The following is a 26,634-nucleotide window of genomic DNA, read 5'->3' as shown; positions in this document are numbered from 1 at the left end:
CGAAAGCCAAGGAGCAAGGCGATGTCCACTTCAACAGTCATGAAAGCCCTCGTCGTCGACAGCCATAACGCTGCTTTCCGGCTGGCTGAGGTACCGCAGCCGTCGCCGGCTACGGGAGAGGTTCTCGTTCGCATCAAGGCGAGCGGCGTCAATCCGCTGGATACCAAGATCAGGGCGGGCGCAGCAGGGCATGCCCGCCACCCCCTGCCCGCCATTCTCGGCATCGATCTTGCCGGGATCGTCGAGGCCATCGGTGACGGCGTTTCCGGTTTCCGGGTCGGCGACGAGGTCTATGGGATGACCGGTGGCGTCGGCGGCATCCAGGGATCCCTAGCGCAATATGCTGCCGTCGATGCGCGACTGCTCGCAGTCAAGCCCGGCAATCTATCGATGCGCGAGGCAGCTGCCCTGCCGCTGATCTTCATCACCGCATGGGAGGGCCTTGTCGACCGTGCCCATGTCCAGGCCGGGCAGAGGGTGCTGGTCATTGGCGCGGGAGGCGTCGGCCATATCGTCATCCAGATCGCCAAAGCATCCGGTGCCGATGTCTATGCCGTCGATAGCGCGAGCAAGGCCGACGATATCAGAAGCCTGAGCGCGACACCGATCGACCGGAATGAGAGCATCGAAAGCTACGTCAAGGCCCATACCGGTGGAAAAGGTTTCGACCTCGTCTATGACACGGTTGGCGGCGCGGGGCTCGACGCCGCGTTCCAAGCCGTCGGCCGTTTCGGCCATGTCGTCAGTTGCCTTGGCTGGGGCACCCATGCGCTGGCGCCGCTATCCTTTAAGGCCGCCACCTATTCCGGCGTCTTCACGCTCTTGCCGCTGCTGAGTGGCGAAGGTCGCGTCCATCACGGAGAGATCATGGCTGAGGCCACGAAGCTCGCCGAGGCCGGCAGGCTGGTGCCGAAACTCGACAGCCGCCGCTTCACCTTTGCCAATGCGGGGGATGCGCATGCGCTGATCGAAAGCCGTGGGGCGGATGGGAAGCTGGTGGTGGAGGTTGATTGAGGGTGCGGCTTGGTCTCTTCTCCCCTTGGGGAGAAGGTGCCGGCAGGTCAGGCGCAACGCGTTGCGCCGGGGATGAGGGGTTCCTACACGCATAAAACTGCTATTTGCTTTCGCTCATAGCGTCGCTTCGCTCCACCCCTCATCTGCCCTTCGGGCATCTTCTCCCCAAGGGTAGAAGATGGAAGCACCCCTTACCGCGCCAATTCCAGATAAGCGCCAGCCACCATCGCATCGATATCCGCGGGGACCGGCACGACGCAGGCCTCGGCACCGAGGCCGCCCTTGGCGACACGTTCCAGGCAGCGGGCCTGCAGGGTGAAGCCGAGGTCCATGGACTCGACCGTATTGCCGAGGGGGCGCGGACCGGCGAGGTTGGCCATGTGGCCGGCACCCAGAACATGGAAGCTGCGGCCATCCTTCAGGTGGAAAGTCTCGATGTGATCGGCCTCGAAGCGATCGATGCCTTTAACCTCAGGGCTGTTGCGGAAGGCTTCGACGTCGATCTCGTGCGGGAAATGGCCGCCGTTCATCAGGATAGCGCCGTCCTTGATCAGCGGCAGGTCGGCGGCTGTGACGATTGCGGGAAAGCCCGTGACTGTCACGAGGATATCGGCAGAGCGGATCGCCTGTTCGCGCAGTGGTGTGACGAAACCGTCGAGATGGGCTTCGAGCGTGGTGACCGGATCGATATCGACGACGCTGACGGTCGAGAACGCGTTGCGGAAACAGGCCGCCGTTCCCTTGCCACAGGCGCCGTAGCCGAAAACCGTCACCCGCTTGCCGTTGGTCGAGCGGTTGGTGAAGCGCAGATAGCTTTCGAACAGGCTCTGGCCGACGGCGTGCTTGTTTTCCGCGAACTGCTTGATGGGGCTGTCGTTGATGACGAGAACAGGCATGGCAAGCTTGTCGCGCATGGGCATCAGCCGCGTGCGGCCCGATGTGGTTTCCTCGGTGCCGCCAAGCAGATTGGCATAGGGGCGCTCGGCGACGCGGGCAAAGAGATCGCCGCCATTGTCGAGCAGCATGTCCGGCCTTTCGGCAAGGATGGCGTCCAGGCTGGCGGCGTGCTCCGCCGGATCGGTTGTCTGCGTGGCGAAAACCTTGATGCCCTGGCTGCGCAGATATTCCACAGTCTGAGGCTGCGTGCTGTTCAGGTTGCCGGTGCAGACAAGCTGCGCGCCGCCGGCTCTCAGCGTCATCAGCAGCGCTACCGTCTTCGGCTCAAGATGAATCCCTGTCCCGATCGACAAGCCTTTGAAGGGACGCGTATCGCGAAATTCCGACGCGGTCGCCTGCAAGAGGCGGCAGCTGCGGCCGACCCAGTCGATGCGGGAAAGAGAAGAGGAAGCATTGTCCATGAGAATGACCTGGCCTGAGAGATTGATCCGGCATCATTCCTATCGGCAATGGACGATCTGTCCATGGACATAAATCTGCGCCAAGGAGCAGAAAAACTGCCCTTTGGCCGATCTCAAAGCTCCAGCGAACCCTGCAGCGTCAGCCATTCGCCAAGCGCCGAGAACGGCTTCTTGGATGCGTCCGCGGTGCGAAAGCTAATGCTAAAGCCGGCCGGACGGCGGATAAAGCCGTATGGGGCAATCAACGTCTTGCGCGCGAGGTCATCTCCAACAGCAGTCTTCGGGGCGATGGCAACACCGATGCCCGAGCGGGCTGCGGCGATTGCCAGGAGCAGATCCTCGAACTGCTGCAGCCGCGCGAAACCGCGAGACGGCACGCCGCTTTCGGCAAACCAGTCGTCCCACAGGCGCGGTGCGGAGCGGATGCCGAGGCCGGTCGCCTTTCCCAATGCATCGGGGCCGTCATTGAGGTTCAAACGGGAGGCGAGCTCAGGCGTGGCAACCGGGCCGAACTCGTCCTCCATGAAGCGGATCGCCGTTATATCCGGCGACGGGCGATATTCGCCGCCCATGATCACGGCGTCGAATTCCGGATGACGCGACAGCGGTTCGACGACTGTGATAGGAATGATGTCGAGATCGATGTCGGGCAGCGCCGCCTGCAAAGCGCCGAGCCGCGGCATCAGCCACCAGACAGCGAAGGCGGAGGGCACGCCGATCCTGATTTTCGGGCGGCCGGCTGCCTCGAGCTCCATGGCTGCCCGCTCCAGAATACCGAAGGCGGCGGCAACGGATTCGGCCAAGCTGCGGCCCTTTTCCGTCAATTCAAGGCGACGGCCGTTTCGCTCGAAAAGCGTCATGCCGAAATGTGCGTCGAGCACAGCCAACTGTTGACGGACCGCGCCGCGCACCACGCCGAGCTCCTCGGCAGCCTTGAGAATGCTACCGCAGCGGGCGACGACTTCGAAAACGCGCAATGCATTCAGGGGCGGCAGACGGCGAGACATAGATTTCATCTAAAGCATCGTGACGACCTATGGAAAGTGCCGGACGATTATATTACATAAGCGGCATTCCATACCTGTGAATTGTCGCTTTCAGGATATCCTTCGGCGGAGATCCAAGGCCGGATCGCGACGTGTTTCCCATATGTAACGGAGATCAAATTTTCCGGTGGATACGCATTTTTACCGAATACGTGCCATATGTATAACGTACAATGCTTATATACGGCTGATTCTTTACTAAACTCAAAGGTGACCCGACAATTGACCCTTATCGCTCGACTGGCAAATGATGTGCAGCTCATGTTTCGGCGCCCGCCGCGACAGCAGTATGGCGCGCTTTGCTATCGAGTGAAGAAGAAGAGCGGCGAACCGGAAATGCTGCTTTTGACGAGCCGCGATACCGGCCGCTGGGTCATTCCGAAGGGCTGGCCGATGTCGGGCAAGCTGTCGCACGAAGTGGCTGCCCAGGAAGCCTATGAGGAAGCCGGCGTGCGCGGCACGGTCGAGACCGAAATGCTCGGCGCCTTCATCTATAACAAGATGCTGCGCGACGGCGTCAAAATTGCCTGCCGGGTGCAGGTCTATGCGCTTGAAGTCTCGGACCTTGCCAAGAATTTCAAGGAAAAGGGCGAGCGCAAGCTGGAATGGGTTTCCTTCGAGGAAGCCGCAATCCGCGTCAACGAACCTGAGCTGAAGGCTCTGATCCTGGCCTTTTCCCGCCGTCTGGGCAATCGGCAGACAACAAGCGAAGGCCAAGTTTCTTCAAAGTGATCGCCGCCGTTGCATTGCTGCCGTTGCGGCAGTAGAGCACGGCAAGCGACAGAAGGAACAGAATGCCTGACCGACCGGTAAAACTGGCTAAACGACAGCTCGACAAGGACCTCGACAAGATAAGCTATGTCGAGGATGCGAGCGAGCACGTCTCCCAGCGGCTGGTGGCGCCCGGCTTCGGTCTGATCTTCCTCGGCCTTGCGATGCTGTTTGCCGGCATCTACGTGCTCGACAGGCCCGATGCGACGCTTGCCATCGCGGCTGCTGCGCTCGCCGCCTACATGGCCATGAACATCGGCGCTAAAGATGTTGCCAACAATGTCGGCGCTGCCGTTGGCGCGCGGGCTATCGGCATGTCGCAGGCGCTTGTCATGGCGGCGATCTTCGAGGTTCTCGGCGCTATCATTGCTGGCGGACCCGTCGTCACGACGATCTCCACCCATATCATCGACACCACGCAATTCGCCACTAACGGCAAGCTCGGCTGGCTGATGATGGCCGCACTCCTGTCTGCGGCAGTCTGGATCAATCTCGCCACATGGCTGAAGGCGCCTGTTTCCACCACCCACGCGATTGTCGGCGCCGTCATGGGGGCGGGCATTGCGGCGGTTGGACCGGAGCTGGTCAACTGGCGCGTCATGGCGGTCATATCGGCGGGATGGGTGTTCACGCCGCTCCTTGGCGGCCTGATTGCCGCCGGCTTCCTGTTCTTCATCAACACTTTCATCGTCTATCGCGACGACAAGATCGCCGCCGCGCGATACTGGATCCCGATCCTGATCGGCGTCATGGCAGGTGCATTCGCGGCCTATCTCTCCGTTCAGGTGGCTCCGACCGAATGGTTCTCGGATGTTTCCACGATCCTCTTCGGTATCCTGTGCGGATGCCTGGCATGGCTTGCCGCGCGGCCGCTTGTCGCCGCGCAATCGCAGGGCCTCGAAAACAAGAACAACGCGTTTCGCACCCTCTTCCGCCTGCCGCTGATCGGCGCGGCGGCGCTGATGTCCTTTGCGCATGGCGCCAACGACGTCGCCAACGCGATCGGGCCGCTGGCGGCGATCGTGCGCTCGGGCGCGTCGGCGCTTCTTTCCGGCAACAACGCGCCGCTATGGGTAACGCTGATCGGCGCCTTCGGCATCTCGGTCGGTATTCTCCTCTATGGGCCGCGCCTGATCCGGCTGATCGGCGAGCAGATCACCAAGCTCAATCCGGTGCGCGCCTATTGCGTTGCGTTGTCGGCGGCGCTTACGGTCATCGTTGCGTCCTGGTTCGGCCTGCCTGTCAGTTCGACCCATATCGCCGTTGGGGCCGTCTTCGGCGTCGGCTTCTTTCGCGAATGGTACAATCGGCATTCCAAGCGCCGCGCGAACTACATGCGCATGCGGGCGAAGCAATGGGAGATCGAGGATCCGAAGGTTCACAATCCGGATGAGGCGCATCGCCGCCTGCTGGTGCGCCGATCGCATTTCATGACCATCATCGCCGCCTGGGTCGTCACCGTTCCTGCTTCGGGTACGCTGGCTGCTCTCACCTACTGGCTCATGGCCGCGCTTTTCGTTTAAGGGACTTTCGTTCAGCAACCGGGGACAATCATGCGCGCAAACTTCCGCATGCAGCGGCTTTTCGTCGAGGCAGACATCCGAGCGGGCGTCGGGATCGAGGTCGGGCAGGACCAGTTCAACTACCTGGTCAACGTGCTGCGCATGGGCGACGGCGCCGAGATTCTGCTCTTCAACGGCCGCGACGGAGAATGGAGGGCAGTCTTAAGCTTTCCAAGCCGCAAGCGCCTGCTGCTGACGCCTGTCGAGGAGACGCGGCCGCAACCGCCGGCATCGGATCTGCACTATCTGTTTGCGCCGCTGAAAGTCGGCCGGCTCGACTACCTTGTGCAGAAGGCCGTCGAGATGGGTGCGGGCATTTTGCAGCCGGTCATGACGCAGCACGTGCAGGGCAAGATCACCAGTATCGATCGCCTGAGGGCGAACGCGGTCGAGGCGGCCGAGCAGTGCGGCATCCTCGCCATTCCTGACGTGGCGGAACCGGTGAAGCTTTCCGAGCTTCTCGATCGGTGGCCGAGCGAACGCCGCATCATCTATTGCGACGAGGGTGATGCCGGGCAGAACCCGCTGCCGCTGCTGTCTGGCATCAAGGAGAAACATCTGGCCCTGCTGGTCGGTCCCGAGGGCGGGTTTTCCGAAGACGAAAGAGCAAGGCTGCGCAGCCTTGATTTCGTCACAGCGATCCCGCTCGGCCCCCGCATCTTGCGCGCGGATACGGCGGCCGTTGCGGCGATGGCGGTCATTCAGGCCGCAATCGGCGACTGGAACTGACTTTCCTGTTTTAGGGGATCAAGGTAAAATCCTATTTTTTTGATCCTCTATTGAAAGAATTTCACTTGCACCGTACCTGAGTGCGGTCCTATCAGCCTTCCCAGTCGGCCTCAGGTTTTTCCGGGCCTTTCCAGAGTTCAAGGTAATCCCATGGCCCGCGACACCACCGACCAGACACCGCTCTCTTCGGTTTCCGAACTCACCACCTACCTTGCCGAGGGGAGCAAGCCGACGGAGCGCTTCCGCATCGGCACCGAACACGAGAAATTTGCCTTCTTCCGCGCCGACAACAGCCCGGTTCCCTATCTTGGCGACGCCAGCATTTCGGCGCTGCTCAAGGGCATGCGCGACAAGCTCGGCTGGGAAGAAATCGTCGACGCCGGCAATATCATCGGCCTTGCCGAACCCCATGGCATGGGCGCGATCTCCATCGAGCCGGGCGGCCAGTTCGAACTGTCGGGCGCACCGCTTGAGACCCTGCACCAGACCTGCAAGGAATCGAACCAGCATCTGGCAACCGTGCGCGAGATCGCCGAGCCGATGGGCATTCGCTTCCTCGGCATCGGCGGCAGCCCGAAGTGGACGCTGGCCGAGACGCCGCGCATGCCGAAATCGCGCTACGACATCATGACCCGTTATATGCCGAAGGTCGGCACCAAGGGTCTCGACATGATGTACCGCACCTGCACGATCCAGGTGAACCTCGACTTCTCCTCCGAAGAGGACATGCGCAAAAAGATGCGCGTCTCGATGAAGCTGCAGTCGCTTGCGACGGCTCTTTTCGCCTCCTCGCCCTTCACCGAAGGCAAGCCGAACGGCCTCAAGTCCTGGCGCGGCGATATCTGGCGCGACACGGACAATCAGCGCTCAGGCCTGCTCGACTTCACCTTCCGTGACGATTTCCGTTTCGAGCATTATGTCGAATGGGCGCTCGACGTGCCAATGTATTTCATCGTGCGCGACGGCCGCTATCATGACTGTACGCATGTCACATTCCGCCAGTTCATGAACGGCGCGCTGAAAGGGGAGGTCGCCGCGTGGGAGCCGACCATGGGCGACTGGACGAACCATCTGTCGACGCTCTTCCCCGACGTGCGGCTGAAGCGGTTCCTCGAAATGCGCGGCGCCGACGGCGGCCCCTGGCGGCGCATCTGCGCACTGCCGGCCTTCTGGGTCGGCCTGCTCTATGACGATGGTGCGCTCGAGGCTGCCGATGTCCTGACCAAGGATTGGTCGTATGATCAGGTCAACGCACTGCGCGACGTCGTATCCGTCGAGGGTCTGAAGGCTTCGATCGGCGGCCATGGTCTCTATGACATCGCGCGCGAAGTCGTGGAAATTTCCCGCCTCGGATTGAAGTCCCGCGCCCGGTTGAATGGCGAAGGTCAGGACGAGACCGTGTTCCTCGCGCCGCTCGACGAAGTGCTCGCCAAGCGGGGGACACTCGCGGACGATCTGCTGATGCTCTATAACGGCCGCTGGAACCAGTCGGTCGAGCCCGTCTTCGAGGAATACCAGTACTGATCCGACTACCGATCGGCTTTCATACCGATTTTCAGCAATTTTCTTGGGCAGGCGCAATCGGCAAAAAGCGGTTTGCGCCCTCCCTTTTCCCGCTATACTGCCACCACCATAGGCAATGCGATTCCGGGCTTCCCGGGGGAAAAGGGGACTTCCATGCTGCCACTCTTCGATATGATGATGCAGGCCCAGAACGGGGCGGCGATGGAGGCGATGAGCAAGCAGTTCAACCTTGCCCAGGAACAGACCACCAAGGCGATGGCCGCGCTGATGCCGGCCTTTTCCTCCGGCTTCAAGCGTAGCGCCACCGATCCCTATAATTTCACCAGCCTGATGCAGTCGATCGCGTCTGGCAACTATGCCAAGTATTTCGAGGATATGAGCAAGGCCTTCACGCCCGAGGGCATTGCCGATGGCAACAATGTGCTGGCGCGGCTCTTCGGTTCCAAGGACGTCTCGCGGGCGATCGCAGCACAAGCCGCGCAGATGACGGGTATCGGCCAGGAGATCTACAAGCGGATGTTGCCCGTCATGGCCGACACGCTGGTCGGCGGGTTGTTCAAGGAGACGACGGGGCAGATCAATGTCGCAGCCAACCCCTTCCTCAACACTGACATGGGCGAGATGATGCAGACCTGGCTGCAGACGATGGGCTTTGCGCCGAAGCAAAAGCCGACGCCGCAGCAAAGCATCTTCGACAACCCCTTTACCCAGGCGATGGAACTGATGTTCGGCGAACAGGCACCGGAGCGCGCGCCCGCCAATCCTTTCCTCGACAATCCCTTCGCCAAGGCTTTCCAGGATATGATGCGCGGCGCTGCCCGCCCGCCTGAGCCGGCCAAGGAGCCGCCGCCGGCTGTAGCCGGCATCGACATGGCGCAGTATACCAACATGCTCAACGCCATGTTCGACAGCGGTCTCGAGGTTCAGAAGAACTATCAGAAGAACATGGAAGCCATCTTCGATACCTATCTGAAGCCGGCGGATACGCCGTCTGCTCCCGCGAAAAAGTAAGCGATCACTTACAAAGCGAACAAAAAAACCCGGTGCTGGTTGGGAAACCGAACACCGGGTAAAAGGCAGGGCTATTGGCTATCACCCTGCGGGGAACTGTTTGACGTCAACCGCTATCGGCGCAACGAGTCCAGAAAGGCCATGCGTGAGCGGCGGCTGACACGCCGGCTGGCGGCTGCAGTCAGATGGCTCGACGGATCCTCGAAGTAGGCCGAGGATAGAAACGCCGAATCCAAGTCGTGACGCGTCAATCCGATATCACGCAACTGGTTGTCGTCGAGATCGTACAGGCTGCTGATCTCCTTGCGATTTCGCAGTGCGCCCAAAAGGGACGTCACTGTTGCAAGGGTAAGCACAATACGCGCTACCATCGTCGGTCGCCGGGACGTTGCGAGGTCGCAGTCCAATATCTGTTCAGGCATATGATATCCTCCTTTCGGCACACAGCGGCCCTCCCCTTCCCCAGGAGGTCCCAAGGACGAGCGAAGGCTGAAATCCCCGGACGAGGCAGGCTGTCCGGTCGATCACTGTGCTGATTTGCAATCGAAAGATGCCAAAGCCCTATTGATCAGTCCAACGAATGTTTCTAATGATTATCATCAAGCACATTTATAGGTGGAACCCATGGCCACGCCGCTCGATATCGATCAGTTGCAGACCTTCATCGCCATCGTGGATTCCGGCAGCTTCACGAAGGCGGCCGATCGCGTCTTCAAGACGCAGTCCGCCGTCTCGATGCAGATGCGTCGCCTGGAAGAGCGCGTCGGCAAGCAGCTTTTCATCAAGGACGGCCGCGGCAACCGGCTGAGCGCCGAGGGCGAGAAGCTGCTCAACTATGCAAGGCGCATCATCCGGCTAAACAACGAGGCGATCGCCGCCTTCGACGACAACAGGCTGGAAGGCACGCTGCGGATCGGTACGCCTGACGACTATGCCGATCGCTTCATGCCCGAGATCATCGGCCGTTTCGCCAAGACCCATCCGAATGTCGAGATGTATATCGTCTGCGAACCATCGCCCGACCTTGCCGATCGCATGCTCAAGGGCGAGCTCGACATTGCGCTGGTAACGCACAATCCGCGGCTTCGGGTCTCGGATGTGGTGCGTACCGAGCCGCTCTGCTGGGTCAGTTCCGCGAACCATCCGATCCGCGAGGATGCGCCGGTGCCGCTCGCGGTCGGACGCCGCGACTGCCAGTGGCGGCAGGTCGCCTGCGCGACGCTGGATGCCGTCGGCCGCGATTATCAGATCCTGTTCACCAGTTGGTCCTGTACGGTTGTTGCCGCAGCGGTGCTCGCCGGCATGGCCGTTTCCGTCGTGCCGGAATCCGCGCTGCGCACCGGGATGAAGGTACTGAGCCAGGCCGATGGTTTTCCGCCTCTGCCCCCGGTGCAGATCGGTATCATGAAGCGCGCCGGCGTATCGCCTTCCCTCATGAACGCCATCACCACGCATATTTCGGCTTGCCTGGACAACATGACGCCGCCGATGGTCGACGACGATCTGGAAGGCGATGTGAAGTCCATCACGCGTATTTATCCGCGCATGCGATCGGGGCAGATACTTCCCAGCTGGTGAGCGTCAGGCGGGATCCGGTTCGGCAAACAGCGTTGCCCGGATCACCGTCTTCCATTCCGCAAGCATGCGGGACGCAAGCTCGTCGTCGCTCATGACCGCCAGACGGATCGATGCGCCGATCAGATGGCTGAACATGTAGCTTCTCGCCTGCATGTCGATACGGCTGTCTGGCGGAATGAGATGGCTGATGCCCTCTCGGAATATCTCGGCCGAGCGCTTGCTATGCTGAATATTCAAGCGAAGCAGGTCCTTATCGGTTTCGGTACCGAGCCAGACGCCAAGATAGGCAAGATCGTTGCGGTACTCCCGATAGTACCAATCGATAATCGAGCAGACGATATCCAGCGCATGGTCGAGCGATTCCACCGAGGCGAAAGCTGTTTCGCTCTTCGCCTGGACCGCAACCGAATGACGATCGAACAGCGCTTTGACGATTGCCGCCTTTTCCGGAAAATACTGGTAGAGCGAACCAATCGGCACGCCGGCCTCGACGGCCAACTCCGTCATCTTCATCGCGTTTACGCCCTTGTCGGCAATCAGCTTGGCCGCAGCGGCAAGAATTGCATCCACGCGCTGTATGCTGCGCTCCTGCTGAGGCTGCCTGCGTGGCCTGATGCGGGACAATCTGTCTGGGCTCATCCTGTTTCCATCGTCTGACATCGCACGATCCGTAGCCGGATTCGAACCGGAGAGGATCGTCCCGATATCACACGACCGCGTTCAGGCCGCGTAAACATGGATATTTCAATTTTAAGTATTATATCTCAAAATGAAAAAACGGGGCCACGAAGCCCCGAATTAGTACGTCCCGAGGCAGGAATCGCCTTATTTGCCGGTGATCAACGACGCGCTGACTGTCCCGATCTCAAGCAGCAGTAGTCAAGCGGCGAACTCGGTTACGGCCTGCTCAGGCAAGGTTTTTCTTCAGGAAATCCACCGTGCGCTTCCAGGCGAGGTCTGCCGCGGTCTTGTCATAGCGTGCGGCTGATGTGTCGTTGTTGAAGGCGTGATTGGCTCCATCGTAGATGTAGATTTCGAAGGTCTTGTTGTTTGCGGCCAGCGCGTCGCGATAGGCATCGATGCCGGCATTGGTGCGGTCGTCGAGACCGGCATAGTGCAGCATCAGCGCTGCCCTGATGGTCGGCACGTCCTCGATTGGCGGCTGCATCCCGTAATAGGCGACTGCCGCCTTCAATTCCGGCGATTTGGTTGCAAAAAGATTGGCAAGACCACCGCCCCAGCAGAAACCCACCACTCCGACATTGCCGTTGACGCCATCGATATTGGCGAGATAGCTCAGGCTCGCCTCGGCATTGGAAACGGTCATCGTTCGGTCTAGCTTGCCGAACATGTCACGGGCCTTGTCTTCGTCATTAGGCGTTCCGCCGAGCGGCGCGAGAAAGTCGGGGGCAAGAGCGACAAAGCCTTCCAGCGCCATGCGGCGCGCGACATCGCGGATATGCGGATTGAGGCCGCGGTTTTCGTGGATGATGATGACGCCCGGTGCCGGCGCAGACACATTCTTTTGCCGGACGAGATAGCCTTTCATATCTCCGCTGGTGCCGGGATAAGTGACATCCTTCGCCTCCAGCCTGTCGTCGTCCGGCTTGATCATTTCGGCAACCGCCTTGTTGGCCGAAAGCAACGGAGCGATGGCTGCGGCGGCACCTGCCGAACCGGCGAGCTTCGTCAGCTTTTCCATGAAAGCACGCCGGTCGAGCGTCAGATGCGTATATTCATCATAGGCATTGATCATCGCCTGTGTGACGACGGGCTTTTCCATCTTGATCCTCCATGGTCATCGCAGGCCCTCTGCCGACGAGGAAACCGTCCCATGGGAAGATATGTCAGGGACGACTTATGGAAGAACACAAGTGCGTTACCGCTTGCGGTTGACTACACTGGCGTGTGGTTGACCGCGTCGGCGCGTGTCAGGAAAAGGCCATCCAGATGCCGAGCCATCCCCACATCGCGACGACAACCAGAAAACCCAGCGCGAACAGCGGGCTGCGATAGCGCAGATTGTTGCTCGTCACGTGGACGAAGGCATGCGCATAGCGCGAGACAACGAAAATCCAGGCGAGGATAAGCGCCGGCAGGTTATCGGCCTCGGTGATGAAGAGCACGATGGAGACGGCGTAGAAGAGGACCGGGAGTTCGAACTGGTTGGCGATGCTGTTGCGAACAACGAGGCTTTCGGCGGGCTCGTCACGATTTTCGCGGAACTGTTCCTTCTGTATCTTCCCCGCCTTTACCCCCGCGGAACGCCGGATGCTGAGAAGGCCATAGAGAATGAAGACGAGGACGGCATGCGCCAAAAGAGGCCAGAACATTTCATAGCCGGTCATTCGGCGCTCCTGTGCGGTTCAAGTTCGGCAGAAGCAGTAAATGAAATCGACTGCCGCTGCCAGCATCCGCAACAAGCATCCGCCGCTATTTCGCGGCGGATGTTTCATTCAGCAATCAGACCTGTGCCTGTCCGCCGTCAGCGAAGAGTTCGGCGCCGTTGACGAAGCTGGAATCATCCGATGCCAGGAAGAGCGCGGCGCCGGCGATCTCGTCGACATGGGCGACGCGACCAAGCGGGACCTGGGTTGCCATATAGTCGAGAAGGCCCTTCTGCTGGGCGGCGTCCTCGCCGGCAAGACCCACCAGGCCGGGCGTTTCGGTGGGGCCTGGGCTCAGCGTGTTGATGCGGATGCCGCGATCCTTAAGGTCGAGGATCCAGTTACGGGCGAAGTTGCGGACCGCGGCCTTGGAGGCGCTGTAGACGCTGAAATTCGGCGTGCCTGTTATGCTGGTCGTCGAACCGGTAAGGATGACGGAAGATCCCTTGACCAGCAGCGGCAGGGCCTTCTGCACGGTGAAGAGGACACCCTTCACATTGCGGTCGAAAGTATCGTCATACTGCTCCTCGGTGATTTCTCCGAGCGGCAGCATCGAGCCGCCGCCGGCATTGGCGACGAGCACGTCGATGCGACCGGCTTCGGCCTTCACCCGTTCATAGAGCCGATCGAGATCGGCCAGATTGCTGGAATCCGCCTGAACGGCAATTGCGCCGATCTCTTCGGCTGCCGCCTTCAATGCATCGGCGCGGCGGCCGGTGATGAAGACGCGGGCACCTTCTGCGACGAAGCGTCTGGCTATGCCAAGACCGATACCGGAATTGGCACCCGTGACCACGGCAACCTTGCCCTGAAGTCTTGCTGTCATTGTTCTTCTCCGTTTGAACTCGACTGCAGTGTCGATGCCAATTGAGATATGGACGCGGCCATCGTTTCTAAATAGAAAGAAATGAAAACTATCATTGCAGGATTGAAACGATGGCACTTCCCGATTTCGAGGGCCTGGCAATGTTCGCCAAGGTGGCAGAGGAGCGATCCTTTGCGCGGGCAGCGAAAGCGATGGGGCTTTCCGTCGCCACCGTCTCGCGCGGCGTGGGCAGGCTCGAGGAGCGGCTGGGCGCGCGGCTTTTCAACCGCACGTCACGCAAGTTGTCGCTTACCGATTTCGGCCGCCAGCTCGCGGAACGGGCATCGCGGATCTATTGCGACGCAGAGGAGATCGAGAATGCGGCGCGCGAGCTTTCCAGCCGGCCGCGAGGCTTGATCCGGCTGGCGGCGCCGATGACGTTCGGCGTCCATTGGGTGGCACCGATCCTGCCCGATTTCTTCGAGCTCTATCCTGATATTCAGATCGACCTTCATCTGAGCGATGCCGTCGTGGATCTTGTGGCAGACGGTTTCGATGCGGCCTTGCGCATCGCCGTCCTGCCAGACTCGTCGCTTGTCGCGCGCCGGATCACGCCGGTATCGCCGTTCATTCTCGCAGCACCGGCCTATCTTGAAAAGCACGGCTGCCCGCAACATCCGCGCGATCTCGCCGCCCATCATATCCTCGGCTACACCTATCGGCCGCGGCAGGATGTCTGGCGGCTCAGAAGCAATGCCGGAGAGGAAGAGGTGGTCACGCCGAACGGGCCGCTGCGCGCCACCAATTCGGAGGCGCTGGTGCCGCTTGCCCTGCGCGGCCTCGGCATTTGCGAGCTGCCGGAATTCATGGCGAGCGAGTACATTGCCGATGGGCGTCTCAAACCAATCCTGACCGACTGGTCGCTGCCGAGCGGCGCGCTCTATTTCGTCACGCCATCAGCACGCGCTCGCCCCGCCAAGGTCGATGCACTGGCGGATTTCGTGGCGACTCGGCTTTCCAATCCGACATGGCGCTGGCCGCGCTGAGGCTTGATGCTACTCGGAATCGCCGTGAGAGAGGCCGCGATAAGCGGCAAAGCGCGCCAGCATGATGACGATGACGACCAGCAGCGCGAATTTCATCCGCACGAGGATCGGCAGGGTGACTGATAGAAGAGTAACGGTCCCGTCCGAGGGACTGGCCGGCGGGTAGAGCAGCAGGCTTGCCATATTCTCCGCATAATCCACCAACGTATAGAGGACCGGCAGCGCGAAGATGACCGCGACGGCGCCGGGCGGGAGCGCCCGACCGAAAAAGAAGCCTCCGGGCTCCGCCTTCTGCATCAGAAGGAAAAGGAGTGCGCCGAGCAGCGCAGGGAAGATCAGCTCGGGGCCGAGATAGAGTGCGTGCTGGATGGCAGCGGCATCGGGATGAGTACGCAGAAACTGCAGCATGTCGAGAACGTCGCCGCTCTCATAGCCGGCAATGCGGGCGTCGAGCATGTCCCGTCCCGCGGCAACAGCGCGGAACGGCAGAACGAAGCCGAGATAGGTCCAGGCGAAGAGAGCAGCGCAGAGGACGGCGAGGATCGCCGTCACTGCTCTGGTTTTACGCAATTCCGGACGCAAAACCGCATCACACTTTTGCTGGAATTGCTCTCTCGGGGGCTTGCGGCCCGACATATCGATCAGGCGCCGGCGCCGGGATAGTTCGGGCTTTCGCGGGTGATCGTCACGTCATGCGGGTGGCTCTCGCGCAGGCCAGCGCCGGAGATGCGCACGAAGGTGGCGCGTTCCTGGAACTCCTTGAGGTCCTTGCCGCCGACATAGCCCATGGCAGCCTTCAGGCCGCCTGCGAGTTGGTGCAGAACGCCCGAGACCGGGCCCTTGTAGGGAACCTGGCCTTCGATACCTTCAGGCACGAGCTTCAGCGTATCGCGGACTTCCGCCTGGAAGTAACGATCCGCGGAGCCGCGCGCCATGGCACCTACGGAGCCCATGCCGCGATAGGCCTTAAAGGAACGGCCCTGGTAAAGATAAACTTCGCCCGGGCTTTCGTCGGTGCCGGCCAGCAGCGAGCCGATCATCACGGCGGAGGCGCCCGAGGCGATCGCCTTGGCGACGTCGCCGGAGAACTTGATGCCGCCATCGGCGATGACAGGAATGTTCTGCGCCTGCGCTGCCTCGACCGCCGACATGATGGCGGCAAGCTGCGGAACGCCGACGCCGGCGACGATACGCGTCGTGCAGATCGAGCCCGGGCCAATACCGACCTTGACCGCATCCGCACCGGCATCGATCAGCGCCTTGGTGCCTTCGGATGTCGCGACGTTGCCGGCCATAACACGCACCGAGTTGGAGAGCTTCTTGACGCGGGTGACGGCTTCGAGAACGCGGGCCGAATGGCCGTGTGCCGTATCGACGACGAGGAGGTCGACGCCAGCCTCGATCAGACGTTCGGCGCGCTCGAAACCATCATCGCCGACGCCGATGGCGGCAGCGGCACGAAGGCGGCCCTGCGCATCCTTTGACGCATTGGGGTTCAGCTGCGACTTTTCGATATCCTTGACGGTGATGAGGCCGACGCAACGGCCTTCGCCGTCGACGACAAGCAGCTTTTCGATGCGGTGCGCGTGCAGCAGGCGCTTGGCTTCCTGCTGTTCGACGCTTTCCTTGACCGTGACCAGGTTCTCCCGCGTCATCAGCTCGTAGATCTTCTGGGACGGATCGGATGCAAAGCGGACGTCGCGGTTGGTGACGATGCCGACGAGGCGGCCGGACTTCTCGACGACGGGAATGCCCGAGATGCTGTGCATCTTCATCAGGCCCAGCGCATCGGCCAGCGTCGCATCGGGACCGATGGTGACGGGATTGACGACCATGCCGCTTTCGAACTTCTTGACCTGGCGGACCTGTTCGGCCTGCTCGCTGGGGGTCAGGTTCTTATGGATGACGCCGAGGCCGCCGGCCTGCGCCATGGCGATGGCAAGGCGGCCTTCAGTGACCGTGTCCATGGCGGATGAAAGGATCGGAATATTCAGGTCGAAATCAGTCGCAATCCGCGTTGCGACACTGGTCTGGCCAGGCAGAACCTCGGAATGCCCGGGTTGCAGCAGCACGTCATCAAAGGTGAGAGCGTCTAGGCCGGTTGGCGTTTCTACGATGCGAGCCATTGCCAATTCCTTCATTCTTCAGGAAATGCAGAACCATCCGGAACGAATCGTCCGCCCGGCGGCGTTGCAAGAGTTACTTGGAAGTTGGCGAGGGCTGGTAACACGTCTATGACAGGAAGGGAATACCAAAAGCGCATGTGCGACATGCGCAAATGAGGGAGGTGACGACCTTCCCTGCCAAAATTATCGACCTCAAAAATTTTGCACTGCATCGAAGAATATCTTCTGCATCTACACCAATTTTAAAATACTTCCATGTATAACTCCCCTCATAGCCTTCGGACAAGAGAGGCTAATATTTAATTTACCAAAACGGGGACTTTAATTATGACAGCATTACAACGCCGGGCACGTGCGCTCGAGAATAACTATGCCTATGAGCAGGAATTCATGTTCAAGGCGCAGGCTCGCCGCAACAAGCTGATTGCGCTCTGGGCCTCCGCCATGATGCATCATGACGATGCGCAGGCCTATGCCAACGAATTGATTGCAGCCGACATTGCCCAGCCGGATGGAGCTTTCGATCGCCTTCGCCACGATTTCAACGAGTCCGGTGTCGTTGTGCTCGACGACGAACTTCGCACCCGCATGGCCAACATGCTGAAGGACGTCGCTGCCGAAATGTACCGCAGCTGATCGTCGAAGGCCGGCGAAACATGCGCTTCGCCGGCATCTCTTCTTACTTATAGGTCGAACTGATAGCTCTTCGGCACGTAGCGGAAGCCGCTGCCGTTCTTCTCCACAAAACCAACAGCCGGGAACGGCATGTGAAAGCCGAGGAAGGCGATCCTGTCCGTTGCGATCATGTCGAAGACGCGGCGGCGGCTTTGTGCTGCCTGCGCCTTGTCCATATCGAAGCGAACTTCCCAATCGGGATTCTGCAGCGACAGAATATAGTGATTGGCGGTATCGCCGGTCATGACCAGTTGCTTGCCGTCGGACTCGACATGAAAGACCATGTGGCCGGGCGTATGGCCCGTTGCAAGCATCGCAGTCATTCCCGCTACAACCTGATCGCCTTCCCCGATGAACGTCGTCTTTTCGGCAAACGGCGTGACGTTCGACAGAACGAGCTTGTGGCCGCCTTCGGCTGCGGTGCCTTCACGCGCTTTGTCGGACCAGAAGTCATATTCCTTGCGGCCAGCGACATAGCGCGCATTCGGGAAGGCCGGAGCCCCGTCTTCCACCATGCCGCCGATATGGTCCCCGTGCAGATGGGTCAGCGCGACCACGGTTACCTGTTCGGGCGCATAGCCTGCCGCCTTTAGGCCGGCGAGCAGCAATCCGTTGCCCCTCTCCCGTCCCGGTTTGCCGAAGCCGGTATCGACGACGACCAGATCAGAACCGGTGTCGATGATAGCAGGCGCATAGGTGTTCACGAACCTGTCGGTCGGCAGGAAATTGTCGGATAGCATTTTCTGAACCGTCTCAGGCTGCTGGTTCGCGCCGAAGGTTTCCCAGGGCTTCTCGATAATGCTCAAGCCGTCGCGGACGACTGTCACAGTGAAGGAGCCGAGCTTGAACTGGTGTACCGGCGGAAGCAATGCGGCAGTCATGTTTTCATTTCTCCAGTTTGCGCGGCTGATGCCGCGCGGGTCATCATCAAATGGTTTGCCAAAAGAGCTGTCGTCTTGCGACGTTGGATAGAGCCTGCGGGTGAAGGCGGGCGAATTGGTCACGCCTTCAGGCCCTTTAAAATCGCCTTCGAACCGAGTATCTACTCTATGCGTTTAGCAATTCGATGCGTTTAGCATATGTCAAACATATTGCCGTAGACTGCAGTGCAAGTGGCTTCACGAAGACGTGATCGCGAGAGGTTTCCGGAGCGGATTCCGGGATTGGCAGCGGCCACGCTTAGGACTACAGAGCGGGTGCCCGCGCCAGCGGCCCTTTCCAGAAATGACAACTTCCAAGGCGCCCGCCTATGAATCGTATTGTTCCTCTGATCCTTGCCGTCGCCCTTTTCATGGAACAAATGGACTCCACGGTCATCGCGACCGCGCTGCCAGCCATCGCTGCGGATCTTCATGTCGGGCCTATTACGCTAAAGCTTGCACTCACCTCCTACATGGTGGCACTGGCAGTCTTCATCCCTATCAGCGGCTGGATGGCTGATCGCTTCGGGGCAAAATTCATTTTCCGCTGCGCCATCGGCGTCTTCGTCGTCGGCTCGATCATGTGCGCCTTCTCGGGCGGGTTGCTTGAATTCGTCTTCGCCCGCTTCCTTCAGGGCGTCGGCGGCTCGATGATGACGCCGATCGGACGACTTGTGCTGGTGCGCACGACGAAGCGCAGCGATCTGGTTTCCGCCATGGCGCTGCTCAGCATCCCGGCTCTCGTCGGACCGCTCGCGGGACCGCCGCTCGGCGGCTTCATCACCACCTATTTCTCCTGGCACTGGATCTTCCTGATCAACGTGCCGGTCGGTGTCCTCGGCGTCGTCCTGGCGACGATCTTCCTGCCTGAGGTCGAGGCCGTGCAGCCGCCGAAGCTGGATTTCATCGGCTTCCTGCTCACCTCGTTTGCGGCTGCAGGCGTCGTCTTCGGCATGTCCGTCATCAGCCTGCCGGCCCTGCCGCCGATCGTCGGTATCAGCGCCGTCGTCATCGGCTTCGTTTGCGGCTTCGTCTATATCGGCCATGCCCGTCGGCATCCGGCGCCGATCCTGAACCTCAATCTGCTGCGCAACGGGACGTTCCGCGCGTCGGTCACAGGCGGCACGCTGTTCCGCATCTGCATCGGCGCGATGCCGTTCCTCACGCCGCTGATGCTGCAGCTCGGCTTCGGCTTGAACCCGTTTCAGTCAGGCCTTATCACCTTTGCCGGTGCGATCGGGGCGATCACAACGAAGTTTATCGCACGTCGGGTCTTTGCAGCCGTCGGCTTCAAGACGGCGCTTCTGTCGGCCGCTTTCGTGACGACAGTCACGACCATCACCACGGGAATGTTCGAGCCATGGACCTCACATCTGCTGATCGTCGGCGTGCTTCTGATCGGCGGCTTCGCGCGCTCGTTCTTCTTTACCGGCATCAATGCGCTGGCCTTTGCCGACATCGATGACAAGGAAGCAAGCCAGGCGACCTCGATGAGTTCAGTCATGCAGCAGATCAGTCTTGCGCTTGGCGTTGCCGTTGCCGCGCTGATCCTTGAAACCAGCACCTTCTTCAGCGGAACGTCGCTGACGGTCTTCGACTTCCATGTCGCGTTCTACGCGATTTCGGTGCTGACGGTCATTGCGACCATCCCGTTCATCCGGATGGATCGCAGCGCCGGCGCCGTCGTCTCGGGCCACAAGGCCGGCCTGAAGCGCGTGGCACAGCTTCAGCCGCAGTTGCAGCAGACCCAATCGCCGATGGTCAAGTAGGAAGGGCTATTCCGCGGTCTCGCAAACGGCGGACAGCTTGTTGCCGTCAGGATCCCTTACATAGGCCGCATAAAAATGCGCGTGGTAGGATCGCAGGCCAGGAGCGCCTTCGTCCACGCCGCCATGGGCCAATGCCGCAGCGTGGAAGGCATCGACATCGGCACGGGTTTCCGCATGCAGCGCGACCATCGATCCATTGCCGACAGTTGCTGAACGGTGGTTGAAAGGGGTGACGACCCATAGCCGGCAGCGCGTGTCGCCATCCGCCGCATAGCCGATCTCCTCCTCAGCATCGCGCTGGCGCCTGTAGCCGAGGATCGGCAGTACGGTGTCATAGAAGCTTCGTGCGCGGGGCATATCGTTGGTGCCGAGGGTTACATAGAGAAGCATGTGTTGATGTATACGCCTTTGACTATCGATGAACGTACATCATCGAACGAAAGGCCCGGCTAAATCAACCCTCTGCGGCTTCGCCCACGGTTTTGCGGCCCTTGAAGCCTTTTGCCAGCAGGAACATCTCCACGGATTCCGCGCGTGACGACGCCGGCTTGACGTGCACGACCTGGCGGAAATTCTGCTTCAGCAGCGTCAGCAGGTCGCGTTCCGTGCCACCCTGGAAGGTCTTCGCCAGAAAGTGCCCGCCTTCTGCCAGAACCTCGACGGCGAAGTGAGCCGCCACTTCGCAGAGATGCATCGTGCGCAGATGGTCGGTGCGTTGATGGCCGGTCGTGGGAGCTGCCATGTCCGATATGACGAGATCCGGCGTTCCGCCGACAGCCTCCATGAGCATCTGCGGCGCCTGGGGATCGAGGAAGTCGAGCTGCAGGATCTTCACCCCGGGCAGTTGCGTCATTTCCAGGAAGTCGATGGCCGCAACGCGGATGTCTTCATCCGTTGAGCCCGTAACATTGGCGGCGATCTGCGACCAGCTGCCCGGCGCAGCGCCCAGATCGATGATGCGGCGTGCACCCTTCAGGATGTGATGCTTCTCATCGATTTCCAGCAGCTTGAAGGCTGCACGGGCGCGATATCCCTCGAGCTGCGCGCGTTGGACATAGGGATCGTTGATATGCCGCTGCAGCCATTGCCGCGACGAGGCTTTCAACTTCTTCTTCTTGACCGTCTGGCCAAGTTTACGGCCGGTTCGGTTACCGGCGATCGGCGGCTTGGTCATTCCTGCGGCCCTTTCGAATCCCTTGGGCGGTGGCGGCGCGCGCGGTTGCGGCGCCATACGCCATCATCGGCCATCATATCGGTGAGCAGCCCTTCGCGAAGGCCGCGATCGGCAACCCGCATGCGCGGGCTCGGCCAACGGCGGCGGATCGCCTCCAGGATCGCACAGCCGGCAAGCACAAGGTCGGCGCGATCAGGGCCGATGCACGGATTGGCGGCGCGGCCGGCAAAATCCCATGACAGCAGCTTTGCCTGCATCGCCGTCACCTCCGCATCGGAGAGCCAGACGCCATCGACCTTGCGGCGATCGTATCGCGGAAGATCGAGATGAACGCCGGCAAGCGTCGTCACCGTTCCCGATGTGCCGATCAGATGAAAATTGCCGGCTTCGACAAGCGCCTCATGGATAGGCGGGCAATCGAAGCTCGCCAGCATCCCCTGCACTTCAACGACCATCGTCTCGAATACGTCGGGCGTCACGTCGCGGCCACCGTGGCGCTCGGACAGCGTCACGACGCCAACAGGCAGCGATGTCCAATGGGTAATGTGATTGGCAAGGCGGCTGGAACGGTTTTCGTCGATTCTGATGACGGCGATTTCGGAGGAGCCACCACCGATATCGAAGAGGACGACCGACCGTGCTTCGGGACCGACCAGCGACGAGCAGCCCGATACGGCCAGCCGCGCCTCAGTTTCGCGATCGATGATTTCCAGCTCAAGCCCCGTCTCTGATGTAACGCGGGCAAGGAAGGCTTCGCCATTCTCAGCCGCGCGGCAAGCTTCGGTCGCGATCAGCCGCATGCGGCGAATCTCGCGGCTCTTGAGTTTAGACGCGCAGATGCGCAACGCCTCGACAGCGCGATCCATGGCATCGCCGGACAGCCTGCCGCTGGCGCCAAGCCCCTCGCCCAGGCGTACGATACGTGAAAAGGCGTCTACGACGCGGAACTGCCCCGGCCGGGTCGGCTGTGCGATCAGCAGCCGGCAATTGTTGGTGCCGAGATCGAGCGCCGCATAGAGATCGGCCGGATAGGAGCGTTCTTCATCGGCCGCCGCATGCGATCGAGCCGACCCGCCATCGCGACGAGAATGAGGAGGTCGCGCGTCATGAACCCTGTTATCGGCATGGCCCGGTGCGTGATCGCCACCGGATCTTCCGGTCGGCGTCACGATTTGCGGCTGCTTTTCCTGCGCGAGCGGACGGCCCTGCAAGCCGCGTTTACCGCGGTGCTTGCGTCTCTGCTTTCCCTTTCGGGAAACCGATTGGGAATTCTCCTCCGTAACGGTCCGTTGGGGAGCAGCCTTGCTGGCTTGCATGGGAGCGGGTGGCGTTGCGCCAGCCTGCGAGCCGCCACGGGAACGGCGGCGACGCTTGCGCTTATGGGCCGGGGAGCCAGCATCGTCTTCTGTCGGGCGCATCGCCGCCAGATCGGTCTTGCCGCTCTGGCTGGATTCGGCAGAAAAAGCGGCATTGCGGGGAGGCCCGCTACGCTTACGCTTGCCACGCCGGGAGGATTTGCCCTTCCTGCGTTCTTCTGCCGTCGATGCCCCGCCGGATTGCGGCTTTGCGCCGCTGTCGGGGTCTCTCACTGTGTCTTTTCCACCGCGCCGCGCAACGCCAAAAAGGCATGCAGCAGGCGCTCATTCGATTTTTCGTTGGCGTGAGGATACCAGCAGGACAGGCTTTAGCCAAATTCTTTTTGATACCAGAGATTTCGGGCGCTTCTGCACCCTTGCGGGAGCAGAAGCAATCTCATCGAAACAGCCTGTAAACCTAGCCGGCTACCGGATTTCCACGAAACTCCCAGTTGCTTGGCGCGCGGGTCCGCGGCATCTCGTCCTGCAGCAGCGATGCCTGCCAATGCCATGTGCTGGCGCACATGTCCTCCAACGTTCTCGTCGCCGTCCAGTTGAGATAGCGCGCAGCCTTTTGCGGATTGGCATAGCAGACCGCGACATCGCCGCGTCGCCGCGGCTCCAGGCGATAGTGGACGCTTCGCCCGCTGACGGCCTCGAAGGTCCTTGCCATCTCCAGGACACTGTGACCTTTTCCCGTTCCGAGATTGAAGGTGTGCCAACCGCGGCTTTCCCGAAGGAAATCCAGTGCTGCCAGATGACCTTCCGCAAGGTCCATCACGTGGATGTAGTCGCGAATGCCGGTACCGTCGGGCGTTTCGTAATCGCTCCCGAAAACGCTGAGGCGCGGCAGCTTACCCGCAGCTACCTGAGCGATATAGGGCATCAGATTGTTCGGCAGGCCGATCGGATCCTCGCCGATGAGGCCGCTCTTGTGAGCGCCGACGGGATTGAAGTACCTCAAGCAAGCGATCCGCCAATCGGAATGCGACTGCGCCACGTCATACAGCATATCCTCGATATGCAGCTTGCTTCTTCCATAGGGATTGGTCGTCCGCTTGGGATGATCCTCATCGATCGGCGTGTAGTCCGGATGGCCGTAGACCGTGGCACTCGAGCTGAACACCAGTTTCCTGATCTCCATGGCGTCCATTGCCTTGAGGAGGCTGATCGTCCCCTGGACGTTGCTCGAATAATAGTTCACCGGCGCGATGATCGATTCATTCACGGCCTTCAGGCCCGCAAAGTGAACGACGGCGGTGACCTGATGCTCCCTTAGAACCTTTAGAAGGAGCCTGGTATCGGCGACATCGCCTTCCACGAAAGCCAATCGCTTTCCCGTAATCGCAAAGAGGCGGTCGACCACCGTAGCGCTGCTATTGCAGAGATTGTCGTAAAGAACGACCCGATGGCCTGCCTGTGTGAGAGCCACGGCCGCGTGACTCCCAATGTACCCTGTACCCCCAGTCAGCAGAACGCTCACACTATTACTCCGCTGTATCATGGCATCGACGGTAGTTTTCCCGACATCCGTCTTTGCGTCCCCACAACTATCCGGTCATCGTCCTCAGCAGAACGAAGCCAGACCCCCGATACTCACTCGAAATCCCCACCTTACAAACAAGAAACGCGCACCAAATAGTATTTCCGGGAGCCATCATTACGAAGACATGCAACATACAGCATTACATTATCAAAAACTGACGAATGTATTTACATATTACTTATAATATATTTCGTATTTCACAACTTTGCCTTCTCAATTCACACAGTGCGCCTTCCGTCACGAGAGGTCAATGCAACCCTTAATAAGTACTTCGAGCTAGACACCTGCCTCAGCCATAATCAGAGACGGGTTGCAATGACGCGCAGCGCTCGTTAAGGCCGAAAACGACTACCAAAAGGACTAGCGATCCAGTGAGAGGGTCTAAATTGCCCTTCCGTCCGGGCTAACGCTGCGTAAGGTCGCCGAAACCTTACGCTTCGGTAAAAAAGTGGTGATAAACGGGATGTTTCACCGCTTCTACGGGGCATACCGATTGCACAGCGAGAAATTGATCTACGGCTATACTGAGGTTCGTTCGACTGTAAGTAGAAGTCCCTCATCAATCGAATAGGGCGGCGTCCAGCCCGTAATCGTCGTGGTCTCAGTCATATCGACCTGCAGCGAGCCCAACAGTCGCTGCGAAGCCGCGCTGCGTCCGAGAAGCGAAGCAGCGTGCTGCAGAATGGCGGTCGGCACCGGCAGAAGACGCGGCTTGACCCCCATCGCCCCGGCCAACCGCCGTAACAGATCCGCGATGGAAAGGTCCGCACCGTCGCTGACAAGGAAAACATGGCCCGACGCTTGAGGATGATCGGCACTCAGCAGGATGAAATCCACCAGATTGCGGACAAAGACCAGCGAGCGTTTGTTCGCTACGCGTCCCAACGGTAGGGGAATGCCGCGGCGGACCCATTTCATCATGCTGGCAAAATTGGCCTTGACGCCCGGCCCGTAGACGAGCGGAGGCCGGATGACCACGATTTCCAGTCCTGTCGCCTGCCCCAATGTGAAAAGCGCCTGTTCGGCCTCCCATTTGGATTGTCCGTAGGGGTCCTCGGGTCGAGGGACGTCGGAGGCCGTGAACGGCCTTCCCTTCTCCGTCGCCTCACCATTCACCTTGATCGAGCTTACGAAGACAAAGCGCTTCGCCCCTGACGCAACGGCCTGGCGAGCCAGGTTGAGCGTCACATCGACGTTGGCTGCGCGGAAGGCGGCAAGCGGATCGGCCGCCTCATCATTCATGACGTGAACGCGGGCGGCCAGATGGATGACGGTATCAATACCTTTGAGGGCCTCAGACCAGTCCGTGGCGGCATCAATCGCTCCGATCGGATGGAAGCCGGTTTGCGGTTTGCGACTAACCGGCCTGTAGGGCAGCTGCCGCCTGGAAAGCTCGGCGCAGAGCGCCTGCCCCACGAAGCCCGTTGCCCCCGTCACCAATATCATGCGGCGCTCCATCCATTGTCCCCCGCCTGCTTAGGCGTCGATCGGGCCTTTCGCAACATATGTCCGGCCGTTTGCACAGGCGCGGAAGCCAGCCAATTCGAGCAAAACGCGATCAAAGCGATTGTGAAAGGCAGGCGGATATGAGATTTCACGCGACACCACCACGTTCGCCAGAGATAAAGCCGCTGAGAGCGGTGCAGGGAATAATCGTGTATCCGATTGCCAAACGCCTTTTCGATCTGTCGGTCGCCTGCTTGGCCTCGATCGTTTTCCTCATTCCGATTCTGATCATCGCGGCGGCGGTCAAGATCACCTCCAAGGGTCCCGCGCTCTACTGGTCGGACCGGGTCGGGCGTGGCAATCACATTTTCCGCATGCCGAAATTCCGTAGCATGCGGGTGGATACGCCTGCCGTCGCGACCCATCTGCTCACCAATCCCGGCGCCTATCTGACGCCGATCGGATCTTTCCTGCGCAAGTCCAGCCTAGACGAGCTGCCGCAGCTGTGGTGCATCCTGAAGGGTGAGATGAGCCTCGTCGGGCCACGGCCGGCATTGTTCAACCAGCACGATCTGATCGCGCTTCGAACGGAACGCGGCGTCGAAGCGCTGGTCCCCGGGCTGACCGGGTGGGCGCAGATCAACGGGCGCGACGAGTTGCCGATACAGCAGAAGGTGAAACTCGACGAAGACTATCTGCGCCGGCGCTCGTTTCTTCTGGATTTGCGCATCCTCTTCCTGACGGCTGCGCAAGTAGTTCGCAGCCACGGCGTGACCCATTAACAACAGTGGA

General features: G+C 60.4%; 25 protein-coding genes and 1 pseudogene. 11 read left to right on the top strand and 15 right to left on the bottom strand.

Annotated elements, in window-relative coordinates; translation table 11 throughout:
- The first annotated feature begins 21 nt into the window (after positions 1-21).
- Entirely contained in the window at positions 22-1,014 is a 993-nt protein-coding gene (locus tag EV561_RS11420; protein ID WP_132521380.1) for a zinc-dependent alcohol dehydrogenase family protein, read from the top strand.
- Between the two features lie 191 nt (positions 1,015-1,205).
- On the opposite strand, the gene EV561_RS11415 is transcribed toward EV561_RS11420, so the two are convergent.
- A complete protein-coding gene (locus tag EV561_RS11415) occupies positions 1,206-2,372 on the bottom strand; it encodes an adenosylhomocysteinase (protein WP_132521378.1) in 1,167 nt (388 codons plus the stop codon).
- Between the two features lie 113 nt (positions 2,373-2,485).
- Positions 2,486-3,388 (bottom strand): LysR substrate-binding domain-containing protein, encoded by a 903-nt coding sequence (locus EV561_RS11410; protein ID WP_132521376.1) that lies wholly within the window; start codon positions 3,386-3,388, stop codon positions 2,486-2,488.
- Positions 3,389-3,640: 252 nt separating this feature from the next.
- Here EV561_RS11410 and EV561_RS11405 point away from each other — a divergent pair, with 252 nt between their 5' ends.
- From EV561_RS11405 to EV561_RS11385, 5 genes are all read left to right on the top strand, one after another.
- A complete protein-coding gene (locus EV561_RS11405; protein WP_132521374.1) occupies positions 3,641-4,150 on the top strand; it encodes an NUDIX hydrolase in 510 nt (169 codons plus the stop codon).
- A 62-nt stretch (positions 4,151-4,212) separates the two neighbouring features.
- Positions 4,213-5,712 (top strand): inorganic phosphate transporter, encoded by a 1,500-nt coding sequence (locus tag EV561_RS11400; RefSeq protein WP_132521372.1) that lies wholly within the window; start codon positions 4,213-4,215, stop codon positions 5,710-5,712.
- Positions 5,713-5,742: 30 nt separating this feature from the next.
- Positions 5,743-6,480 (top strand): 16S rRNA (uracil(1498)-N(3))-methyltransferase, encoded by a 738-nt coding sequence (locus tag EV561_RS11395; protein WP_132521370.1) that lies wholly within the window; start codon positions 5,743-5,745, stop codon positions 6,478-6,480.
- Positions 6,481-6,630: 150 nt separating this feature from the next.
- A complete protein-coding gene (locus EV561_RS11390) occupies positions 6,631-8,004 on the top strand; it encodes a glutamate--cysteine ligase (RefSeq protein WP_132521368.1) in 1,374 nt (457 codons plus the stop codon).
- A 153-nt stretch (positions 8,005-8,157) separates the two neighbouring features.
- The gene (locus EV561_RS11385; protein WP_132521366.1) at positions 8,158-9,015 is read left to right on the top strand and encodes a DUF937 domain-containing protein; all 858 of its coding nucleotides are present in this window, start codon (positions 8,158-8,160) and stop codon (positions 9,013-9,015) included.
- Between the two features lie 113 nt (positions 9,016-9,128).
- Here the strand turns inward: EV561_RS11385 and EV561_RS11380 are convergent, their stop codons facing one another.
- The gene (locus tag EV561_RS11380) at positions 9,129-9,386 is read right to left on the bottom strand and encodes a hypothetical protein (RefSeq protein WP_245512652.1); all 258 of its coding nucleotides are present in this window, start codon (positions 9,384-9,386) and stop codon (positions 9,129-9,131) included.
- Positions 9,387-9,639: 253 nt separating this feature from the next.
- Here EV561_RS11380 and EV561_RS11375 point away from each other — a divergent pair, with 253 nt between their 5' ends.
- Entirely contained in the window at positions 9,640-10,593 is a 954-nt protein-coding gene (locus EV561_RS11375) for a LysR substrate-binding domain-containing protein (protein ID WP_132521362.1), read from the top strand.
- Between the two features lie 3 nt (positions 10,594-10,596).
- On the opposite strand, the gene EV561_RS11370 is transcribed toward EV561_RS11375, so the two are convergent.
- The 4 genes from EV561_RS11370 to EV561_RS11355 form a co-directional block, all read right to left on the bottom strand.
- The gene (locus EV561_RS11370) at positions 10,597-11,232 is read right to left on the bottom strand and encodes a TetR/AcrR family transcriptional regulator (RefSeq protein WP_132521360.1); all 636 of its coding nucleotides are present in this window, start codon (positions 11,230-11,232) and stop codon (positions 10,597-10,599) included.
- Between the two features lie 268 nt (positions 11,233-11,500).
- Complete coding sequence (locus tag EV561_RS11365) at positions 11,501-12,376, bottom strand: dienelactone hydrolase family protein (protein ID WP_132521358.1); 876 nt, start codon at positions 12,374-12,376, stop codon at positions 11,501-11,503.
- 148 nt (positions 12,377-12,524) lie between these two features.
- Positions 12,525-12,941, bottom strand: a complete 417-nt coding sequence (locus EV561_RS11360) for an MAPEG family protein (protein WP_132521356.1) — start codon at positions 12,939-12,941, stop codon at positions 12,525-12,527.
- A gap of 115 nt (positions 12,942-13,056) precedes the next feature.
- Positions 13,057-13,806, bottom strand: coding sequence for an SDR family oxidoreductase (locus EV561_RS11355; protein ID WP_132521354.1), 750 nt, complete (start codon positions 13,804-13,806; stop codon positions 13,057-13,059).
- Between the two features lie 110 nt (positions 13,807-13,916).
- On the opposite strand from EV561_RS11355, the gene EV561_RS11350 reads away from it, so the two are divergent.
- Positions 13,917-14,831 carry a LysR family transcriptional regulator gene (locus tag EV561_RS11350; RefSeq protein ID WP_132521352.1) on the top strand — a complete coding sequence of 305 codons (915 nt, stop codon included), beginning with the start codon at positions 13,917-13,919 and terminating at the stop codon, positions 14,829-14,831.
- Between the two features lie 9 nt (positions 14,832-14,840).
- Here the strand turns inward: EV561_RS11350 and EV561_RS11345 are convergent, their stop codons facing one another.
- Both EV561_RS11345 and guaB read right to left on the bottom strand, forming a co-directional pair.
- Positions 14,841-15,401, bottom strand: a complete 561-nt coding sequence (locus EV561_RS11345) for a hypothetical protein (protein ID WP_245512646.1) — start codon at positions 15,399-15,401, stop codon at positions 14,841-14,843.
- Positions 15,402-15,472: 71 nt separating this feature from the next.
- Complete coding sequence (gene guaB / locus EV561_RS11340; RefSeq protein WP_132521348.1) at positions 15,473-16,957, bottom strand: IMP dehydrogenase; 1,485 nt, start codon at positions 16,955-16,957, stop codon at positions 15,473-15,475.
- A 327-nt stretch (positions 16,958-17,284) separates the two neighbouring features.
- Here guaB and EV561_RS11335 point away from each other — a divergent pair, with 327 nt between their 5' ends.
- The gene (locus EV561_RS11335; RefSeq protein ID WP_132521346.1) at positions 17,285-17,593 is read left to right on the top strand and encodes a DUF1476 domain-containing protein; all 309 of its coding nucleotides are present in this window, start codon (positions 17,285-17,287) and stop codon (positions 17,591-17,593) included.
- A 47-nt stretch (positions 17,594-17,640) separates the two neighbouring features.
- Here the strand turns inward: EV561_RS11335 and EV561_RS11330 are convergent.
- Positions 17,641-18,557: pseudogene (locus EV561_RS11330) on the bottom strand (MBL fold metallo-hydrolase).
- A gap of 324 nt (positions 18,558-18,881) precedes the next feature.
- Between EV561_RS11330 and EV561_RS11325 the strand changes: the two are divergent.
- On the top strand, positions 18,882-20,321 hold the full coding sequence (locus EV561_RS11325) for an MFS transporter (RefSeq protein WP_132521342.1): 1,440 nt from the start codon (positions 18,882-18,884) through the stop codon (positions 20,319-20,321).
- Positions 20,322-20,327: 6 nt separating this feature from the next.
- Here EV561_RS11325 and EV561_RS11320 read toward each other — a convergent pair whose 3' ends face one another.
- From EV561_RS11320 to EV561_RS11300, 5 genes are all read right to left on the bottom strand, one after another.
- A complete protein-coding gene (locus tag EV561_RS11320) occupies positions 20,328-20,711 on the bottom strand; it encodes a VOC family protein (RefSeq protein WP_132521340.1) in 384 nt (127 codons plus the stop codon).
- Positions 20,712-20,775: 64 nt separating this feature from the next.
- Entirely contained in the window at positions 20,776-21,495 is a 720-nt protein-coding gene (locus tag EV561_RS11315) for an RlmE family RNA methyltransferase (RefSeq protein WP_132521338.1), read from the bottom strand.
- Positions 21,492-23,084: a Ppx/GppA phosphatase family protein gene (locus tag EV561_RS11310; protein WP_132521336.1), complete on the bottom strand. Its 1,593-nt coding sequence runs from the start codon at positions 23,082-23,084 to the stop codon at positions 21,492-21,494. Before EV561_RS11310 ends, EV561_RS11315 begins: the two co-directional genes overlap by 4 nt.
- Positions 23,085-23,268: 184 nt before the next feature.
- On the bottom strand, positions 23,269-24,354 hold the full coding sequence (gene galE, locus EV561_RS11305; RefSeq protein WP_348633731.1) for a UDP-glucose 4-epimerase GalE: 1,086 nt from the start codon (positions 24,352-24,354) through the stop codon (positions 23,269-23,271).
- Between the two features lie 561 nt (positions 24,355-24,915).
- A complete protein-coding gene (locus EV561_RS11300) occupies positions 24,916-25,842 on the bottom strand; it encodes an SDR family oxidoreductase (protein ID WP_132521332.1) in 927 nt (308 codons plus the stop codon).
- Between the two features lie 206 nt (positions 25,843-26,048).
- Here EV561_RS11300 and EV561_RS11295 point away from each other — a divergent pair, with 206 nt between their 5' ends.
- Positions 26,049-26,624, top strand: a complete 576-nt coding sequence (locus EV561_RS11295) for a sugar transferase (RefSeq protein WP_245512651.1) — start codon at positions 26,049-26,051, stop codon at positions 26,622-26,624.
- Positions 26,625-26,634: the final 10 nt, after the last annotated feature.

Source organism: Rhizobium sp. BK376, from assembly GCF_004341625.1.
Taxonomy (GTDB): Bacteria; Pseudomonadota; Alphaproteobacteria; order Rhizobiales; family Rhizobiaceae; genus Rhizobium.
The sequence above is the reverse complement of the archived record's forward strand: the minus strand, read 5'-3'. Positions and strand labels throughout refer to the sequence as shown.

Bases quoted from the DNA above. Each gene is read 5' to 3' on its own strand.
- EV561_RS11335 (WP_132521346.1), top strand. From the start codon at position 17,285: ATGACAGCATTACAACGCCGGGCACGTGCGCTCGAGAATAACTATGCC.
- EV561_RS11410 (WP_132521376.1), bottom strand. From the start codon at position 3,388: ATGAAATCTATGTCTCGCCGTCTGCCGCCCCTGAATGCATTGCGCGTT.
- galE (WP_348633731.1), bottom strand. From the start codon at position 24,354: ATGATACAGCGGAGTAATAGTGTGAGCGTTCTGCTGACTGGGGGTACA.
- EV561_RS11370 (WP_132521360.1), bottom strand. From the start codon at position 11,232: ATGAGCCCAGACAGATTGTCCCGCATCAGGCCACGCAGGCAGCCTCAG.
- guaB (WP_132521348.1), bottom strand. From the start codon at position 16,957: ATGGCTCGCATCGTAGAAACGCCAACCGGCCTAGACGCTCTCACCTTT.
- EV561_RS11420 (WP_132521380.1), top strand. From the start codon at position 22: ATGTCCACTTCAACAGTCATGAAAGCCCTCGTCGTCGACAGCCATAAC.
- EV561_RS11315 (WP_132521338.1), bottom strand. From the start codon at position 21,495: ATGACCAAGCCGCCGATCGCCGGTAACCGAACCGGCCGTAAACTTGGC.
- EV561_RS11380 (WP_245512652.1), bottom strand. From the start codon at position 9,386: ATGGTAGCGCGTATTGTGCTTACCCTTGCAACAGTGACGTCCCTTTTG.
- EV561_RS11300 (WP_132521332.1), bottom strand. From the start codon at position 25,842: ATGATATTGGTGACGGGGGCAACGGGCTTCGTGGGGCAGGCGCTCTGC.
- EV561_RS11325 (WP_132521342.1), top strand. From the start codon at position 18,882: ATGAATCGTATTGTTCCTCTGATCCTTGCCGTCGCCCTTTTCATGGAA.
- EV561_RS11355 (WP_132521354.1), bottom strand. From the start codon at position 13,806: ATGACAGCAAGACTTCAGGGCAAGGTTGCCGTGGTCACGGGTGCCAAT.
- EV561_RS11415 (WP_132521378.1), bottom strand. From the start codon at position 2,372: ATGGACAATGCTTCCTCTTCTCTTTCCCGCATCGACTGGGTCGGCCGC.
- EV561_RS11320 (WP_132521340.1), bottom strand. From the start codon at position 20,711: ATGCTTCTCTATGTAACCCTCGGCACCAACGATATGCCCCGCGCACGA.
- EV561_RS11395 (WP_132521370.1), top strand. From the start codon at position 5,743: ATGCGCGCAAACTTCCGCATGCAGCGGCTTTTCGTCGAGGCAGACATC.
- EV561_RS11365 (WP_132521358.1), bottom strand. From the start codon at position 12,376: ATGGAAAAGCCCGTCGTCACACAGGCGATGATCAATGCCTATGATGAA.
- EV561_RS11375 (WP_132521362.1), top strand. From the start codon at position 9,640: ATGGCCACGCCGCTCGATATCGATCAGTTGCAGACCTTCATCGCCATC.
- EV561_RS11390 (WP_132521368.1), top strand. From the start codon at position 6,631: ATGGCCCGCGACACCACCGACCAGACACCGCTCTCTTCGGTTTCCGAA.
- EV561_RS11385 (WP_132521366.1), top strand. From the start codon at position 8,158: ATGCTGCCACTCTTCGATATGATGATGCAGGCCCAGAACGGGGCGGCG.
- EV561_RS11350 (WP_132521352.1), top strand. From the start codon at position 13,917: ATGGCACTTCCCGATTTCGAGGGCCTGGCAATGTTCGCCAAGGTGGCA.
- EV561_RS11360 (WP_132521356.1), bottom strand. From the start codon at position 12,941: ATGACCGGCTATGAAATGTTCTGGCCTCTTTTGGCGCATGCCGTCCTC.
- EV561_RS11400 (WP_132521372.1), top strand. From the start codon at position 4,213: ATGCCTGACCGACCGGTAAAACTGGCTAAACGACAGCTCGACAAGGAC.